Genomic DNA, 642 nt, shown 5'->3' with positions numbered 1-642 from the left:
CCCAGCCGCCACCGCAATCGCCTCGAGCGCATCGGGCAGCGGCATATCCTCGGGCGTCAGGGCCACGCGCGACAACAGGCGCATGCGGGCGGCCAGGCCGCGTCCCTTCGGTAGACGTCCCAATGCACGATACACGGTGGTGCCGTGCCGCCGAAGCAGGCCCGTATACACGGTCGTCAGCGGCAACTCGACCAAGCTGCCGCCCGGCCCGGCATGGAAGGCGGCATTGCCAATGTCGGAGAAATCGGGCCCGCCGTCCGCCGCATAACTGTAGCGCGCGCGCATCGAGCTATCGAGGCGGTAGCCGCGTTCGGCGAGCAAGGTCAGCGTCTGCGGGCCAATGCCATAGCGCCCGGCGCGATAGGCGATCGGGCGCGTGCCGAACGCGGCCGTGATGGCGTCGGTGAGGCGATCGATCTTCGCAGCCTCCAGCGAGCGCGGCAGATTTCCGACATAACTGTTGAACGGCGTCAGCGCCTCCTGGAAGGGCGGATTGACCCAGCCGTGCAATTGGGTGCCGATCGCCGAGACACCGTCGGCGCACGCAGCACCGAGCACCTCCACCGCGCGGGGGTCCGCTACAATCGGATAATCGACCATATAGGTCAGTGGCACGCCATGATCGGCGAACCAGCGGTGGGC

General features: G+C 67.8%; 1 pseudogene. It reads right to left on the bottom strand.

Annotated elements, in window-relative coordinates:
* Positions 1–642, bottom strand: a pseudogene (locus AACY45_RS27380) (WalW protein); the annotation flags it as partial.

Source organism: Pseudomonas sp. RA_35y_Pfl2_P32 (assembly GCF_963970735.1).
In the GTDB taxonomy this organism is placed as follows: Bacteria; Pseudomonadota; Gammaproteobacteria; order Pseudomonadales; family Pseudomonadaceae; genus Aquipseudomonas.
The sequence above is the reverse complement of the archived record's forward strand: the minus strand, read 5'-3'. Positions and strand labels throughout refer to the sequence as shown.